Consider the following 13,731-nt stretch of genomic DNA (forward strand, 5'->3'; position numbering starts at 1 on the left):
ATGCAGCTTCTGAGGAGGAGCCTGATGATTGCTTTTTTGAACGGACGCGTCGCCGGGCATACGACGGATACGGCGTTTATCGAAGTGAACGGCGTGGGTTTTGCCGTCGGCATGCCCGCGAGCGATTTGGCGAAACTTCCCGAAAGGGGAGAAGAGGTGCTGGTGCACACCTATTTGGCTGTGCGCGAAGACGCCATGGCGCTCTACGGTTTTCTTACGCAGGATGAGAAGCGTTTCTTCGAGAAACTCATCGGCGTTTCGGGGGTGGGGCCAAAAGTTGCGCTTGCAGCGCTCAGCGTGTACAAGCCGGAAGAGCTGGCCAATGCCATCGCAGCGGGGGATGTCAAGGCCGTGTCCATGATCCCGGGTGTCGGCAAGAAAACCGCCCAACGTATGATTCTGGAGCTGAAGGGCAGCTTCTCGGATGAGAATATGCAGTCGCTGTTCGACCAAGAGACGGCGGAGGCAACAAGACGTTTGGAAGGCGCTCGGGAAGCGTTGCTTTCCATGGGGTTCTCGTCCGCCGAAGCGGATTTGGCTTTGAAAGATGCGCCGGAAGAGCTGCATACCGATTCGGCGCTGATACAATATGCATTACGCCGCTTGGGCTCTCTGTAAAGCGCTTATGGCGCGGCACTGTTTCTCTATGATGTGGTGATTATGACCGATGGTTTTGAAATAGAAGGATTGGTATTCGAGGCGGGTTCCCGGTCGAACAAGTCGGCGGGTCAAACCGGCCCCCGTGCCGTCACGCCCGAGCTGACCGAAGACGACTTGGCGCTCGACCGTTCACTGCGCCCGAAACATCTGGATGACTATATCGGGCAGACGCGCGTCAAAGACAGCCTGTCCATTCTTATTCAGGCGGCCAAGCAGCGCGGCGAATGCATGGACCATGTGCTGTTCAGCGGCCCTCCGGGCTTGGGTAAAACCACGCTTGCAACGGTGGTGGCAAACGAGCTGGGGGCCAACATCCGCACTACCAGCGGCCCTGCCATCGCCCGTACCGGCGATCTGGCCGCCATCCTCACAAACCTGGAAGACGGCGATGTACTGTTCATCGATGAGATTCATCGGCTGAACCGCCAGGTGGAAGAGGTTTTGTATCCGGCGCTTGAGGACTACGTGCTCGACATCGTCGTCGGCAAAGGTCCCGCCGCCCGCAGCATCCGCCTGGACCTTCCCAAGTTCACATTGGTGGGGGCCACCACCCGTACGGGTTTGCTTACCGGCCCTTTGCGCGATCGCTTCGGCATTGTGTTCCGTCTGGATTACTACACCCCGGAAGAGCTCGCAGGCATCGTGAAGCGCTCGGCCGGTATTCTGGATGTGGCCATCGACGAAGAAGGCGCCCTGGAAATCGCGCGTCGAAGTCGTGGAACGCCGCGTTTGGCAAACCGCATGCTCAAACGCGTGCGGGATTGGGCGCAGGTGCGCGGAACCGGCGACATCGACGAGGATACGGCCGCCCAGGCCCTGAGCTTCTTCGAGGTCGACTCCCTCGGTTTGGACGCCCTTGACAATAAAATATTGGAGCTGCTCTGCGTCGGCTTCGACGGCAGGCCTGTCGGTTTGTCTACGTTGGCCAGCGCACTGTCGGAGGATCCCGATACGGTCGAGGACGTGTATGAGCCATATCTCATTCAACAGGGGCTTATCATGCGCACGCCGAAGGGCCGTCAGGCTACGGACCGCGCTTTCGAGCATATTGGAATCAAGAGGGTTTAAATGCTGCAGCAAGACTACCTGATGCGCTTGATCATTCAATTCGTCGCCGCAACTACTCGTTCAATTGAGATCGGCAAGGTGCGGCCGAAAGAGGCCGCAGAAGGTTTGGAAGACGCCATGTCCGAAGCTCTGGACATGGACGCTTCCACGTTGTTGCGCCTTGAGCCCGAAAGCCTTTCGGACATTCTGCGAGTTTCGGGGGTCGACCCCGATCTGATGGAGTACATCATCCGTTCGATGCTGCTTGAGGCCTGGTATCTCGAGGAGGCGAATCTGCCGAAAACCGGTCAGCTTCGCAGGGATCAGGCTCGCGCCCTGGCATACATGTACGGGCTTGAAGACACTTTGGATTTCGACATACCCGTTGAAGACTTGGAAACGGAGCTGCGCCGTTTGGCGGAGGAGGACGGCATCGATTTTGATGCCCCTTGGTCTGACGACTGATTCAATATCGAATCGTAAATACGACAGCATTCATACTTCAAATTCTATATAAATTAGTCGTGAATGCCATATGATGAAACATTAATATACCAGTTCAAAAGCTTGTTTGAATTGTGCCGATTACGATAAAACTCGGGGTTTTCCCCGACTGTAAACTTATTTGTTGACAAAACAAAGGATAATGACCATTGGTTGGTTTCGCGAAAAGCGAATTGGTTGGCTGGCATGAAAAACCAGTCTGAGTTTTCCTTGTGGAAAGAAAGAGACCGCACATGGCTGAAGGCACTGTCAAATGGTTTAGTCCCGAAAAGGGCTACGGGTTCATCTCCCAGGCCGACGGAGAAAATTTGTTCGTCCATTTCTCTGAGATTCAGATGGATGGCTACAAGACTCTCGAAGAGGGCGCGAAGGTTACCTTCGAAGTCACCGAAGGCGCAAACGGCAAGAAGCAGGCTAGCAACGTGGTTCCCCAATAGGGACGCGGTTGTTTCCAGTTTTTAAGCTAGATGATGAACGGCGGGAGGGACGCACGGTTCCTCCCGCCGTTTACGTTTACCGACATTGAGATATAGGACAGCTTCGCCGCTTCTGTTGATATTCGGCGCAATGCGCTGCCCGTTGTCTCGAAATCGGCCGCTTTTGGGGTTGACCCATCACTTTAGTGCGCTATACTGACCCCGATGTCTGTTCAGGGCGAGGTGAAATTCCTCACTGGCGGTAACGGGGAAACCCGAAGTCCGCGACCCTCTTAACGGAGGCTGATTCGGTGCAAGTCCGAAACCAACGGTTACAGTCCGGATGGAAGAACACGATGTCATGTACGTGGCCCGTAGTGGGTCGCGATATGTGATGCATCCATAACCATCATGCGCACCTGCAGACATGCGGGTGTTTTTTATTGCCCGCACGCGATAGGACGACATCGGGAAGGCGGGCGCCATGACCGCAGACGAGAAGATGATGCGCCGGGCAATCGAGCTGGCTCGCACGGCTGCGGGCTGGACCAATCCGAATCCGCTGGTTGGAGCCGTCATCGTAAAGGACGGCCGCGTTATCGGCGAAGGTTGCCACGAGCGTTACGGCGACTTGCACGCCGAACGCAACGCATTGGCGTCGTGCACCGAATCGCCGCAGGGCGCCACCATGTACGTGACGCTCGAGCCCTGCAGCCACACCGGAAAACAGCCTCCGTGTGCCGACGCGTTGGTCGAAGCGGGAATCGCGCGGGTGGTCGTGGGTTCGCGCGACCCCAATCCGTTGGTGTCGGGTCGCGGCATTGCACGGCTGCGCGCCGCCGGCATCCAGGTGGAAGAGGACTTCCTCCGCCAGGAGTGCGACGGGATCAATCCCGTGTTCTTCCATTTCATCACGACGAAGACGCCTTATGTGGTAGCCAAGTGGGCCATGACCGCCGATGGGAAGATCGCCACGGCAACCCGTGATGCCAGGTGGGTCTCCTGCGAAGCATCCCGCGCCGACACCCATGAGCTTCGACACCGTCTGGCCGGCATCATGGTCGGCGTCAACACGGTGCTCGCCGACGACCCCATGCTCAACGCGCGGCGCGGCGTGCCAAGCAACCAGCCGTTGCGCATCGTGTGTGACTCGTCTTTAAGGATTCCGCTGGACAGCGCTCTTGTGCGCTCGGCAACCGAAGTGCCCGTGCTTGTGGCGTGCGCCTGCAACATCGACCAAGGGGAACGCCTGGATAAGGCTATCCGTTTGCGGGCGGCCGGCGTCGACGTGGTGTCGCTTCCGGGGGCCGACGGCAAGGTGGACCTTGCCGCTCTTATGGCGCATCTGGGCGAATCGGGCGTCGACTCCGTCCTGGTGGAGGGCGGTGGCACCCTGCACGCGAACATGTTCAAAAGCGGCCTGGTCGACGAGGTGGTCGTTTACCTTGCACCCAAGGTGTGCGGTGGCACGAGCGCACCGACCCCTGTGGGCGGCGCGGGAGCGGCCCTTATGGCTGACGCCCTTCAATTGGGAAAACCCCAGGTAGACATCGTGGGCGACGACGTCCGTCTGACATATCGACTGAATCGAGGGATTTAGATGTTCACTGGCATCGTTGAGGAGATGGGAACGGTTCGGCGCGTCCTGCCCGGCGCCCGAGCGGGCAAAATCACCATCGGAGCGTCCAAGGTGCTCGGCGGCACGCAGATCGGCGACAGCATCGCCGTCAACGGCGTGTGCCTGACTGTGGTGGAGATGGGCGCCGACAGCTTCGTGGCCGACGTCATGCCCGAAACCCTGTCCAAATCGGGGCTCGGCCAGCTCAAAACCGGGGACAAAGTGAACCTGGAGCGGGCCATGGCCGCTGACGGGAGGTTCGGCGGGCATATCGTGTCGGGCCACATCGACGGCACGGGCCGCATTGCGGAGATGCGTCCCGATCAGAATGCGGTGCGGGTGCGCATCTCTGCGCCGGCCGGCATTCTCGCCCTCATTGTGGAGAAGGGGTCCATTGCGATCGACGGCATCAGCCTGACGGTTGCTTCGGTGTCCGCCACCGACTTCCAGGTGTCTCTCATTCCCCATACCGGGGAGGAGACGACCCTGCTCAAGAAGCGCGCAGGGGACATCGTCAACCTGGAAAACGATGTGGTGGGCAAGTACGTGCAGAAGCTGTTGGGAAGCGCTTTGGGCAAGCCGGCGGAGCAGGCTCCGTTGCAAGAAGCGTCTTCCGGCATGACCGTCGAGTTCCTCCAAAAATACGGGTTCTAACAACACAGTTGTGAATAGAGGCGCGAAGCGCCGCACGAGAAAGGAAAGAAGATGACGAACGTCTTCGAAGAGCAAGAGGTTCTATCCGCAAACGCCGTCCGCATGGGCTCCATCCAGGACGCCATCAACGAGCTGCAGGCAGGCCATCTCATCCTGGTCGTCGACGACCCCGACCGTGAGAACGAAGGCGACCTGATCTGCGCCGCGGAATACGCGACCACCTACAACGTGAACTTTATGGCGACGCACGCCAAGGGCCTCATCTGCATGCCGATGAGCTCGGAGCTCGCCCACAAACTGAATTTCCCGCCCATGGTCTCCGAGAACACCGACAACCACGAGACCGCGTTCACCGTTTCGGTGGACCACGTGGACACCACCACGGGTATCTCGGCGGTGGAACGCTCCTATACCGCCATGAAGTGCGTAGATGAGAAGTCCAAGCCCGAGGATTTCCGCAGGCCCGGCCATATGTTCCCGCTGATCGCCAAGGCGGGCGGCGTGTTGGAGCGCAACGGCCACACCGAAGCCACCGTCGATCTGCTGCGCCATGCCGGCATGAAGCAGTGCGGATTGTGCTGCGAGATCATGCGCGAAGACGGCAGCATGATGCGTACCGCCGAGCTTCTGGACTTCGCCGAGGCCCACGGCATCGTCATGGTGTCCATCAAGCAGCTGCAGGACTACTGCCGCGAGCATGACAACCACATGAAGGAACAGGCCTGCGCCACACTTCCCACCGCGTACGGCGAATTCGAAATCCACGGTTTTGTGAACGACATCACGGGCGAAGAGCACGTGGCCCTGGTCAAGGGCAACATCGGCGACGGGCAGGATGTTCTGGTGCGTGTGCACAGCGAGTGCCTGACCGGCGACGTGTTCGGCAGCCATCGCTGCGATTGCGGCGAGCAGCTGCACAGCGCTATGAGCCAAATCGAGGCGGAGGGCCGCGGCGTGGTCCTGTACATGCGCCAGGAGGGTCGCGGCATCGGCCTCATGAACAAGATTCGCGCCTACAAGCTGCAGGAACAGGGGATGGATACCGTCGACGCCAACGTGGCGTTGGGATTCGAGCCTGACATGCGCGAATACTGGAGCGGTGCGCAGATCCTGCGCAATCTGGGCTGCAGGTCCATCCGTCTTCTGACGAACAACCCGGACAAGGTCTACGGGCTGAAGGGCTTCAATCTGAAGATCACCGAGCGCGTGCCCATCGAGATCGAACCGCAGGAGCATGACCGCAAATACCTGGAGACCAAGCGCGATCGCATGGGCCACCAGTTCACAAATATCCTCAACGATTAGAAAACATGCCGCAGGCCGGCGCAACAGAAAGGACGAACAATGGCAGTAAGGGTTATCGAGGGCAAGGTCGTAAACGAAGGCATCAAGGTCGGCATTGTGCTGCCCCGTTTCAACGAGTTCATCACGGGCAAGCTGCTGGATGGCGCGCTGGATGCGCTGCGCCGCCACAACGTGGCCGATGAGGATGTCACCGTGGCGTGGGTTCCCGGCGCATTCGAGGTGCCGGTCGTTGCCCAGAAGATGGCCGAATCCGACGACTACGACGCGGTTATCGCGCTGGGTGCCGTCATCCGCGGCGCCACCGGGCATTACGACGTGGTGGTGAACGAAGTATCCAAGGGCATCGCGCAAATCTCCCTGAAGACCGGCAAACCCGTCATGATGGGCGTGCTGACCACCGATACCATCGAGCAGGCCGTCGAGCGCGCGGGCACCAAGGCCGGCAACAAGGGTTACGAATGCGCCGTGGGTGCCATAGAGATGGTGAACGTGCTTCGCCAGCTGTAGGTTCTGGCTTGCCGCGTGACGGATGCGCCGGCGGATGTGCACGAAGTCGAGAGGTGCACGGCCGGAAGCCGTCACGCGGTGTATTCTTCGGTATGTTAGTGGACAACACAGATGAATATGTGGTCTAAAAGGCCGCATTGTGATGAAAATGAAGCAAAGCACGACAGTAGATGCGTACGCTTCGCCGCTTCGTGCACATCGGCTGGTCCGCACGTGGCGGGAAAGCCGGTTTCGGAGGTTTTGATGGCTCTATCCACGGTGGTTTTCGATTTCGACGGGACGCTGCATGACAGCATGCAGGTGTATCCGCGCGCCCTGAAGGCGGTTTGCCAGGGGCTTATGGATCGCGGGCTCGTCGAGCGCCGCGAGATGGGCGACGGGGAAATCGCCGGCTACATCGGCCTTACCACGAAGGAGATGTGGCAGACCTTCGCCCCCGACCTGGACGAGGCTACGCAGCGGCAGTCGGGAATCGAGGTTGGCCGCACTATGGACGAGCTCATCGCGAACGGGGAAAGCAAACTGTACGACGGTGTGCCCGACATGTTGCAGCGGGTGTTCGATATGGGTCTTGACCTGGTGTTTTTGAGCAACTGCCGCATTGCGTACCAAGAAGTGTGCCGCAAGGCGTTCGGGATGGACGCATGGTTTTCGGCGTACTACAACTCCGAAGAAGCCCACGACCTGCCCAAAGAGGTGATCTTCGAACGCATTGCCGAGGTATTCGACGGCGATTACCTTATCGTGGGCGACCGCGACAAGGACCTGCAGATTGCCCAGGTCCACGGCCTGCCGTCCATCGGCTGCCTGTACGGTTACGGCTCCCGCGAGGAGCTCGCCTGCGCCACCTATCTTGTCGAGTCGCCGGGTGATGTGGCGAACATCATCGAGACCCTGCTGTAGCGCGCGGCCTTCCGGCTATTCGGGAAGCGCCTGGCAGAAGGCCAGAAAATCGGTGCTCGTTCCGTGGGGGAACTGTTCCAGGTCGACGCCCCCGTCTTGGACGATAAGGTGGTCGGTCACCAGATACAGATTGCATCCGAGCCGCGCCGTCACGCCGTCCTCGAGGGTGTTGTTGCCTACCATCAGCATATCGCCAGGCTTGTGACCTGCCATTTCAAACACATGGTTGTAGTATTCCGTCCGAGGCTTGAGCGCCGTCGAGTTGCTGTACGTGGTGATGAACTCGAAATCGTCCGGGTTCAGGCCTGCCCAACCAAGGCGTGTCTGCACGGCCTCAAGAGGAAACATGGGCATGGTCGCCACGGCCATGGGGTAGCCTTTCGCCTTGAGCGTCGCCACGGCATCGACCATGTTCTGGTCGGGGACCGTGCCGCCTTTCACCTTGTCGAAGTCGGACAGGTAGAAATCCAGCATCAGCGGCTCGTATTCTTCACGCGGGGCCTCAATCAGAGGTTCGAAGGCGTCCCAGAAGCACTTCTCATTGGTCTGATCAGGGTGCTCGGCCATTGTCCGGGTTGCACCGAACACGGCATCCACCACCACGCCCGCGTCCTTTCCCCTTGCGGCCATGAAATCATACAGCGCCGGCACATAGCGCTGCATGAAATCCTCCACCGTAAGGGGGAGCAGCGTTCCGTCGAGGTCGAACAGTATATATTGGTATGCGCGGCTCATGTCAGGCCATCCATTTCTTGAAAATCGGTCACGAGCTGAAACTGCATGGTAGTATAGAGCAGTTTCAGCTGCTGGCGGCGCATCGTCGCAATTCGTCAGATGTTCGTAAAGGAGGGTGCCATGAAGTTGCTGCTGCATGCGTGCTGTGGTCCGTGCACACTCGAGCCCTTGAGGTTGCTTCAGGAGGAAGGGCACGACATCTCGATTGCGTACATGAATTCGAACATCGCGCCGAAGGCGGAATACGAGCATAGGCTTCAGACGCTGCTTGATTATGCGAAGACCCAGGACATCGATGTGGTGGAAGGCGTCTATGACCCCAAAGCGTGGGCGCGCGAAGCGGGCGTCATCGGCCCCGACCCTGAAACCCGCGAGTCCCGGTGCCGCGCGTGCTACCGCCTGCGCCTGCAGGAGGCGGCACAATACGCCGCCGACCACGGCTTCGACGGCCTTGCAACCACGCTTACCGTAAGCCCGTACCAGTACACCGAGGTGATTCACGAGGAACTGGTTGATGCCTGTGGAACTCGGGGGCTTAAGCCGGTGTTTCACGACTACCGCGAGCAGTATCCCGAGGCGACGCGCCGCAGCCGTGCGCTGGGCATGTATCGGCAGGACTATTGCGGGTGTGCCTACTCCAAGGTGGAAGCCGATACGGAACGCGCCGAGCGCGCGGCCGAACGCGCCCGCAAAAAGGCGGAGCATGATGCCGAAATGGCGCCCATCCGCGCAGCCCAGGAGGCTGAACGCAAACGAAAACGTGCCGAAAAGCAGGCTTACGCCGAGAAGCGTGCGGCCCAGCGTGCCGCATTGAAAGCATACAAACAGGCCCACGCGAACGATTAGCCGTTCGCGCCTGCTGTGCCGTATAGACCGGAGATACCATGAGAACCGATGATTTCGACTACGAACTGCCGCCTGAGCGCATCGCGCAGGAGCCTTGGCCCGTGCGCGACGAGTGCAGACTTTTGGTGATGGACCGCAAGACCGGCGAGGTGACCGATCGCATATTCCGCGACGTGGCGGAATACCTGCAGCCGGGCGACGTGCTGGTTGCCAACGAGACCCGCGTGCTGCCGGCGCGCCTTTTGGGCTCGAAGCGGGGGACCGGCGGGGCCTGCGAAGTCTTCCTGCTTCGTGAGCGCTTCGACGTGGAGCCGAAAACCACCCACACGGCCGTGTGGGACGTGCTGGTGCGTCCCGGTCGCAGGTTGAAACCAGGTACCGGCGCCATGGTGGACTTCGAAGGGCCCGATGGGAACGTGGTGCTTTCGGCCGAAATCATCGACTGGGGGTCGGACACGGGCAAGGGCGAACGCATCGCGCGCCTGAGCACGCCGTTGGATTCCTTCGACGAGGCCCTGCACGCCGCGGGCCACACTCCGCTGCCGCCCTATATCAAAGGATACGCCGGCGACGAGGAGATGTACCAGACGGTGTACTCCCAGGCGGAGACCAGCGCCGCAGCGCCGACCGCCGGACTGCACTTCACGCCGGAGCTGATTGGGAGCCTGAAGGCCAAGGGCGTCGAGTGGCACACCGTGGAGCTGCAGGTGGGTCTGGACACGTTCCGCGTGGTGGACGAGGACGACCCGGCGCAGCACGCCATGCACACCGAGTTCTACAGCGTGCCCCAAAGCGTTGTGGATGCCTGCGACGCAGCCCATGCCCGCGGCAACCGCGTGTTCGCCGTGGGAACCACCAGCGTGCGGTCCCTGGAAAGCGCGTTCGACCGCGAATCGGGAAAACTCCGAGCCCGCGACCACGAAGCCACCTGCCTGTTCATCCTGCCAGGCTACACCTTCGGCGTGGTGGACGGCCTGATCACCAATTTCCACGTGCCCCGCAGCACGCTCATGATGCTGGTCAGCGCGTTTTCGACGCGCGAGAACATCATGGCCGCATACAAGCACGCCATAGACAGCGAATACCGCATGCTGAGCTTCGGCGACGCCATGCTTATCTGCTAGACTGCCGACTTCGCGCCTGCCCGTGCGGGCGCTTATCACCTGTCTTTCCAATCGTGCGCGGCGATCGGCTTCTTCTGCCAAACCGTGCCGACGCAGCTAGGGGACACGTGCTCTTCTGGCCTTCTGATGGGTGGCGCGGTCAACGTTGCCTGCCGTTTGGTAAGATGCACAGGTGCACATACCGTTGAAAGGAACCATGCATGGCATTGTTTGATGTCACTATAGACGCTACCTGCGGAAACGCCCGCGCGCTCACGTTCGAGACGGCGCACGGCCAGGTTCACACCCCGATGTTCATGCCGGTCGGCACCCATGCCACGGTCAAGGGAATCACGGTCGACCAGCTCCATGAGCTGAAGAGCCAGGTCGTGTTGGCGAACACCTATCACCTGTACATGCGTCCCGGCGTGGACATCGTCGAAGCGGCCGGCGGCGTGCAGAAATTCATGAACTACGACGGTCCCATGCTGACGGACTCCGGAGGTTTCCAGCTGTTCAGCTTGGACCACATGATGAAGACGGACCCCGACGGCGTCTCGTTCCAGGCACGTGACTACGACGGCTCCAAGCACCGCTGGACCCCGGAAAGCAATATGGAGATCCAGCAGCGCATCGGGGCCGACATCGCCATGCAGCTCGACCAGTGCGTCGGCTATCCGGAGACCCGCGAACGGGTTGAGGCGTCCACCAAGCTGTCGTGGGAATGGGCCGAGCGTTGCCTGGCAGCGCACACCCGCGAGGACCAGGCCCTGTTCGGCATCGTCCAAGGAGGCATGCATCTGGACCTTCGCCTTGAAAGCGTCCGTCACCTCATCGAGATCGAGGAGCGCAGCATAGCCGCAGGCCACAAGCGTTTCGGTGGCTTCGGAATCGGCGGATATTCAGTTGGGGAACCCCATGATGTCATGTTCGAGACGTTGGGCACCGTGGCGCAGGCCTGCCCGGAGGACAGACCGCGCTACCTCATGGGCGTGGGCAACCCCACCACTTTGGTGCGGGCCGTGCGGGAAGGCGTGGATATGTTCGATTGCGTCCTGCCGACGCGCACGGGACGCATGGGCACGGCGTTTTCCAGCCAGGGCCGCATGAACCTGCGCAACGCGAAGTACAAAGTCGACTTCACGCCGCTCGACCACGAATGCTCATGCCCGGTCTGTCAGAATTACACGCGTGCATACCTGCGTCACCTGGTCAAACAGAACGAAATGCTGGGCGGCATCTTGCTGTCCATGCACAACCTGCACTTCCTGATCGATTTGATGGCCCGCGCCCGTCAAGCCGTGCTGGACGGCGAATACGAGGCCTTCTATCAGGAATGGATGGCTTCGCCTGGCGCCAACGACTACTGATGCGACATCTGCGGGGCGTTCGCGGCGGCGGGCGCCCCGTTTGTTTCAAGGGGATTAGAAAGAACGGCATTCTTCCAGGAACTTACCACGCTCCTCTCGGTATTTGACGTTGGCCATCAACACTTCCGGAGGCCACTGTTCGAATTCAGCCTGCGCAACGGCGCTCGGCCGGGGTGAAAGATGGGTGCGGACCCTCTTCGTACCCCGCTTGTCCATGACCTTTCGGTCGGGTTCTCGGATGACATGGGTTTCCCTGTCCTTGTTCTCGCCCATGTTCTGGAACAGGTTCACCTGGCGGTCGAATTCCTCCATCGTGAACCCGTAGTACGTCATGGCGCGCAGGATGGCGGCCGCAACGGTGGCGTGGCCGTATTTACGCAGGCAGGTGCCGTACACGTCCAAACACAGCACGAAATCCCAGTACGTGTAGGTGATGCCCAGCGTGTCTGGGAATGGCTCGTAGTCCAGAAACACGTCCAGACATCCGCGGGGCGCCCAGCCGCCGTAGGCGAAGACGGTTTCTTCGTCGGCGTATGCGCTGGTCTGGGGGTTGAATATGGGGTATACCGCGATGCTCATGGGAGGGTCGCTTCGGGCGGGAGCGAGCTTCTGCAGCTCGCGGAAGGCGCCAGCGTAGTCTTCCCGGGTTTCGCGGAGCCAATCGGTCTGCGTCTGCCCGCTGGCGTGCAGGCAGTCGGGGTCGGGCATGATGAGGTTGGGGTATTTCCCCTGGTGCAGCTCCTTCCATACGTCGTCGAACCGCAATACTTTGAACAGATTAGAAAGCCTCAACGCCGGACTCCTTTCCGGAAGCGGGGAATGCGTCGTTGCTGGCCTTTCCAGCCGGGTCGCCAGCGCGGGTTGAGACGGATGCCGCTTCGAGATCTTCCAAGTTCGCCAGATAGTCCTGGTGGCAGTCGTCGGCCCAGATAGAACGCGCGGTGCGGTACGTGAGGTTCTCAACCGTCGTACGGGGCGACCATCCTTCCATTTCCGCCTCCTCAACAGGGTCGAGGCAGGGCAGGAAGACCCGGTCGTACCATTCCTGCTCCTCATACAGACGCCATGCCATCTCGCGGATCGGGTCGTCGCAGTATTCGTCCTTGAACCGTCGGCGGTTGCGCTCGCATGCCGCGCGGGAGTATCCATTGACCGTCATGCTGCGCAGGATTGCCGCAGCGCAGGCGGTCTTGCCGTACGCCGCCACGCATGTGTCGAACACCTCGAAGGTGCGCAGCGCCTCCCACGGCGTTTCGGAGATATACCCCTCCATCTCGCTTTCGGGGTCGTAGGTGAACACGCCCAACGCCCCGAAAGGCGCAAGCTCGAATCCCGCGTGAACCGCCATACCTCCGCATTCGGCGGCCTCCTTACCGTCGAACAGGGGATACAGGAACAGGTACCCCTGCGATGCGGGCGGGGCGTCTTCGATGGACTTGAACTCGCGGTAGGCTTCATGCAGAAGGTGCTTTCGTTCCTTGCAGTACTCCCTGTGGCTCAGGCCTTCGTAGCGGAGCAATTCTCGGGGGACCAGAATGAGGTTGGGGTAGCGGCCGAAGCGCATCTCCTTCCAGACCGCTTTGAAACCCACCTCGTCGAAGAGTTCGCGTACTAGCATGTAGATCCTTTCGTTCGGAGCTGACAGGACCTACGACGCTACAGGCAAAACCTTGCCGATTTGTATGTAACACTTGCATCAAAACACGGCCAAAACCTGAACCAAATCTGAGCGGAACCTGATCTTTGTCTGAACGCGGGGCCGTGATTAGGGGCTATGCGGAAACGGGTGCTCAAAAGGGGTGTCACAATTCCTTCACATTCAGACAGGCGTCGGAAGGAGAAGACCCGTGGCCGTGCGTGCCGGAGCCTGTTTTTTTCGGAAACGTTGCGCCCGAAGACATGTAAAAAACGCCACGGATTTCGCGCAAACGTCCGCTATGCCGAAGACTCGATGGATGCGTTGTGAAACGGCGCCTCACGCCACACTATTACTGTTATAATTTGGCGGTTTTCACACAACCGTAGGAAGGGGCGGAACGGCAGGTGCTGCTTATGGCCGTCCA

At 60.1% G+C, this 13,731-nt stretch carries 15 protein-coding genes and 1 riboswitch; of the genes, 12 read left to right on the forward strand and 3 right to left on the reverse strand.

Going from position 1 to position 13,731, the window contains the following annotated elements; genetic code table 11:
- The first annotated feature begins 24 nt into the window (after window positions 1–24).
- From ruvA to SHEL_RS03480, 9 genes are all read left to right on the forward strand, one after another.
- Window positions 25–618 carry a Holliday junction branch migration protein RuvA gene (gene ruvA, locus SHEL_RS03440; protein ID WP_012797867.1) on the forward strand — a complete coding sequence of 198 codons (594 nt, stop codon included), beginning with the start codon at window positions 25–27 and terminating at the stop codon, window positions 616–618.
- Window positions 619–660: 42 nt separating this feature from the next.
- Window positions 661–1,728, forward strand: a complete 1,068-nt coding sequence (gene ruvB / locus SHEL_RS03445) for a Holliday junction branch migration DNA helicase RuvB (RefSeq protein ID WP_174259101.1) — start codon at window positions 661–663, stop codon at window positions 1,726–1,728.
- The gene (locus SHEL_RS03450; protein ID WP_012797869.1) at window positions 1,729–2,172 is read left to right on the forward strand and encodes a hypothetical protein; all 444 of its coding nucleotides are present in this window, start codon (window positions 1,729–1,731) and stop codon (window positions 2,170–2,172) included.
- Window positions 2,173–2,444: 272 nt separating this feature from the next.
- The gene (locus tag SHEL_RS03455; protein WP_012797870.1) at window positions 2,445–2,648 is read left to right on the forward strand and encodes a cold-shock protein; all 204 of its coding nucleotides are present in this window, start codon (window positions 2,445–2,447) and stop codon (window positions 2,646–2,648) included.
- A 204-nt stretch (window positions 2,649–2,852) separates the two neighbouring features.
- Window positions 2,853–2,986, forward strand: a riboswitch (FMN riboswitch).
- Window positions 2,987–3,111: 125 nt separating this feature from the next.
- On the forward strand, window positions 3,112–4,227 hold the full coding sequence (gene ribD / locus SHEL_RS03460; protein ID WP_012797871.1) for a bifunctional diaminohydroxyphosphoribosylaminopyrimidine deaminase/5-amino-6-(5-phosphoribosylamino)uracil reductase RibD: 1,116 nt from the start codon (window positions 3,112–3,114) through the stop codon (window positions 4,225–4,227).
- A complete protein-coding gene (locus SHEL_RS03465; RefSeq protein ID WP_012797872.1) occupies window positions 4,228–4,899 on the forward strand; it encodes a riboflavin synthase in 672 nt (223 codons plus the stop codon).
- A 51-nt stretch (window positions 4,900–4,950) separates the two neighbouring features.
- Window positions 4,951–6,204 (forward strand): bifunctional 3,4-dihydroxy-2-butanone-4-phosphate synthase/GTP cyclohydrolase II, encoded by a 1,254-nt coding sequence (locus SHEL_RS03470; protein ID WP_012797873.1) that lies wholly within the window; start codon window positions 4,951–4,953, stop codon window positions 6,202–6,204.
- 39 nt (window positions 6,205–6,243) lie between these two features.
- Window positions 6,244–6,711: a 6,7-dimethyl-8-ribityllumazine synthase gene (gene ribH / locus SHEL_RS03475; RefSeq protein ID WP_012797874.1), complete on the forward strand. Its 468-nt coding sequence runs from the start codon at window positions 6,244–6,246 to the stop codon at window positions 6,709–6,711.
- A 243-nt stretch (window positions 6,712–6,954) separates the two neighbouring features.
- Window positions 6,955–7,614, forward strand: coding sequence for an HAD family hydrolase (locus SHEL_RS03480; RefSeq protein WP_012797875.1), 660 nt, complete (start codon window positions 6,955–6,957; stop codon window positions 7,612–7,614).
- A 15-nt stretch (window positions 7,615–7,629) separates the two neighbouring features.
- Here the strand turns inward: SHEL_RS03480 and SHEL_RS03485 are convergent, their stop codons facing one another.
- Window positions 7,630–8,349: an HAD family hydrolase gene (locus tag SHEL_RS03485; RefSeq protein ID WP_012797876.1), complete on the reverse strand. Its 720-nt coding sequence runs from the start codon at window positions 8,347–8,349 to the stop codon at window positions 7,630–7,632.
- Window positions 8,350–8,469: 120 nt separating this feature from the next.
- Here SHEL_RS03485 and SHEL_RS03490 point away from each other — a divergent pair, with 120 nt between their 5' ends.
- From SHEL_RS03490 to tgt, 3 genes are all read left to right on the forward strand, one after another.
- Window positions 8,470–9,195, forward strand: coding sequence for an epoxyqueuosine reductase QueH (locus SHEL_RS03490; protein ID WP_012797877.1), 726 nt, complete (start codon window positions 8,470–8,472; stop codon window positions 9,193–9,195).
- A 38-nt stretch (window positions 9,196–9,233) separates the two neighbouring features.
- Window positions 9,234–10,319: a tRNA preQ1(34) S-adenosylmethionine ribosyltransferase-isomerase QueA gene (gene queA, locus SHEL_RS03495; RefSeq protein ID WP_012797878.1), complete on the forward strand. Its 1,086-nt coding sequence runs from the start codon at window positions 9,234–9,236 to the stop codon at window positions 10,317–10,319.
- 200 nt (window positions 10,320–10,519) lie between these two features.
- Entirely contained in the window at window positions 10,520–11,668 is a 1,149-nt protein-coding gene (gene tgt, locus SHEL_RS03500; RefSeq protein WP_012797879.1) for a tRNA guanosine(34) transglycosylase Tgt, read from the forward strand.
- A 54-nt stretch (window positions 11,669–11,722) separates the two neighbouring features.
- Here tgt and SHEL_RS03505 read toward each other — a convergent pair whose 3' ends face one another.
- Together SHEL_RS03505 and SHEL_RS03510 are read right to left on the reverse strand one after the other, a co-directional pair.
- A complete protein-coding gene (locus tag SHEL_RS03505; protein WP_012797880.1) occupies window positions 11,723–12,460 on the reverse strand; it encodes a DUF6557 family protein in 738 nt (245 codons plus the stop codon).
- Complete coding sequence (locus SHEL_RS03510; protein WP_012797881.1) at window positions 12,447–13,286, reverse strand: hypothetical protein; 840 nt, start codon at window positions 13,284–13,286, stop codon at window positions 12,447–12,449. The genes SHEL_RS03505 and SHEL_RS03510 overlap by 14 nt, the downstream gene beginning before the upstream one ends.
- Window positions 13,287–13,731 lie beyond the last annotated feature (445 nt).

It is taken from the genome of Slackia heliotrinireducens DSM 20476 (genome assembly GCF_000023885.1).
Lineage (GTDB): Bacteria > Actinomycetota > Coriobacteriia > Coriobacteriales > Eggerthellaceae > Slackia > Slackia heliotrinireducens.

Coding starts and splice junctions, on each gene's coding strand:
- ruvA (WP_012797867.1), top strand. CDS start 25: ATGATTGCTTTTTTGAACGGACGCGTCGCCGGGCATACGACGGATACG.
- ruvB (WP_174259101.1), top strand. CDS start 661: ATGACCGATGGTTTTGAAATAGAAGGATTGGTATTCGAGGCGGGTTCC.
- SHEL_RS03450 (WP_012797869.1), top strand. CDS start 1,729: ATGCTGCAGCAAGACTACCTGATGCGCTTGATCATTCAATTCGTCGCC.
- SHEL_RS03455 (WP_012797870.1), top strand. CDS start 2,445: ATGGCTGAAGGCACTGTCAAATGGTTTAGTCCCGAAAAGGGCTACGGG.
- ribD (WP_012797871.1), top strand. CDS start 3,112: ATGACCGCAGACGAGAAGATGATGCGCCGGGCAATCGAGCTGGCTCGC.
- SHEL_RS03465 (WP_012797872.1), top strand. CDS start 4,228: ATGTTCACTGGCATCGTTGAGGAGATGGGAACGGTTCGGCGCGTCCTG.
- SHEL_RS03470 (WP_012797873.1), top strand. CDS start 4,951: ATGACGAACGTCTTCGAAGAGCAAGAGGTTCTATCCGCAAACGCCGTC.
- ribH (WP_012797874.1), top strand. CDS start 6,244: ATGGCAGTAAGGGTTATCGAGGGCAAGGTCGTAAACGAAGGCATCAAG.
- SHEL_RS03480 (WP_012797875.1), top strand. CDS start 6,955: ATGGCTCTATCCACGGTGGTTTTCGATTTCGACGGGACGCTGCATGAC.
- SHEL_RS03485 (WP_012797876.1), bottom strand. CDS start 8,349: ATGAGCCGCGCATACCAATATATACTGTTCGACCTCGACGGAACGCTG.
- SHEL_RS03490 (WP_012797877.1), top strand. CDS start 8,470: ATGAAGTTGCTGCTGCATGCGTGCTGTGGTCCGTGCACACTCGAGCCC.
- queA (WP_012797878.1), top strand. CDS start 9,234: ATGAGAACCGATGATTTCGACTACGAACTGCCGCCTGAGCGCATCGCG.
- tgt (WP_012797879.1), top strand. CDS start 10,520: ATGGCATTGTTTGATGTCACTATAGACGCTACCTGCGGAAACGCCCGC.
- SHEL_RS03510 (WP_012797881.1), bottom strand. CDS start 13,286: ATGCTAGTACGCGAACTCTTCGACGAGGTGGGTTTCAAAGCGGTCTGG.